1 protein-coding gene is annotated in these 1,458 nt (G+C 66.3%); it reads left to right on the top strand.

Features of this window, described 5'->3' with window-relative positions:
- The first annotated feature begins 222 nt into the window (after positions 1 to 222).
- Positions 223 to 1,440 carry an IS110 family RNA-guided transposase gene (locus ACZ60G_RS44085; protein WP_465818390.1) on the top strand — a complete coding sequence of 406 codons (1,218 nt, stop codon included), beginning with the start codon at positions 223 to 225 and terminating at the stop codon, positions 1,438 to 1,440.
- The last annotated feature ends 18 nt before the right edge of the window (positions 1,441 to 1,458 follow it).

Raw genomic sequence — 1,458 nt, 5'->3', positions numbered from 1 at the left:
CTCCATAAGGTTGTAGGTGTTCAGGGCCAGACGCCTTGAATGCCCAGGGCGGCAGGGTGTGGCTGATCGGTTCTTGCCGTTGGGTGGCTTGCCAGGAGTGGCCGCCCTGTCGTTCTGGACGCCTTGGCCGCTGATTGAAATCTGTGCGCTCAGTCGCTGTTTATGGAGATGCAGGCGGGGTCGTCCGCGGGGTCGGGTTGTGAGAGCGGGAGGTCGGGCCGGGTGAAGGTCCGCGAAAAGGTTTGGGTCGGAATCGATGTCGGCAAAGCTGCTCACCACGCCTGCGTGGTGGACCAGGACGGCAAGGTCGCGTTCTCCGGGAAGGTGGTCAACGGTCAGTCCGCGATCGAGGCGTTGATCGCCCGGGTCCGGGCCAAGGCCGGCGAGGTGGTGTGGGCAGTCGACATGACCTCCGGGGCGGCAGGGCTGCTGCTGGCGTTGCTGAGCGCCACCGGCGATCGGTTGGTGTATGTGCCTGGCCGGTTGGTCAACCGGATGTCCGGCGCGTTCGCCGGAGAAGGCAAAACCGACGCCAAAGACGCCCGCACGATCGCCGAAACCGCCCGCATGCGTAGCGATTTGACGCCGGTCACCAGTCCCGATCAGATCGTCACCGACCTGCGGGTTCTCACCGCGCGCCGCGAGAACCTGATGGCGGACTGGGTGCGTGGGGTCAACCATCTGCGCGAGATGCTGGCCTCGATCTTTCCCGCACTGGAGCGGGCTTTCGACTACTCCACCCGCTCGGCGTTGGTCCTGCTCACCGGATTCCAGACCCCCGCCGGCCTGCGAGAAGCCGGCTACGACGGCGTTCGAACCTACCTGCTCGCCCACGGCGCCTGGGCCAAAGGCATCTCCGCCATGACCGATAAAGCCCTGGCGGCGGCCGGTGAGCAATCCATCGCCCTGCCCGGCGAGGCGGTCACCGCGCCCCTCATCGCGCGGCTGGCGCATCAACTGCTCGACCTGGACCGTGACATCAAAGAGCTCAACAAACAGCTCACCGAACGGTTCGATCAGCATCCCCACGCCGCGGCCATCACCAGCGTGGACGGTTTCGGCCCGATACTCGGTGCGCAACTGCTGGCCGACGCGGGCGGTGACCTGCGTGCCGTGTTCGGCAGCGCAGCGCGGCTGGCCGCCTACGCCGGGCTGGCGCCAGTACCCCGCGACTCCGGGAAAGTCCGCGGAAACCTGCACCGCCCCAAGCGATATCACCGAGGCATGCGCAAGGTCTTCTACATGGCCGCGCTGTCGAGCATCCGCCGCACCGACGGCCCATCGCGAGCCTTCTACCAGCGCAAACGCGCCGAGGGAAAGATCCACACCCAAGCACTCATCGCGCTGGCCCGCCGCCTGATCGACGTCATCTGGGCACTGATCCGCGACAACCGCACCTTCGCTATCGAGGCACCAACCCCGATCAGCGCTGCGGCTTGACACGATCATTGAAACTCC

This window comes from Nocardia sp. NPDC102475 (genome assembly GCF_055584605.1).
Note: the sequence above shows the minus strand (reverse complement) of the source record. Positions and strands in the feature narration are given on the sequence as shown.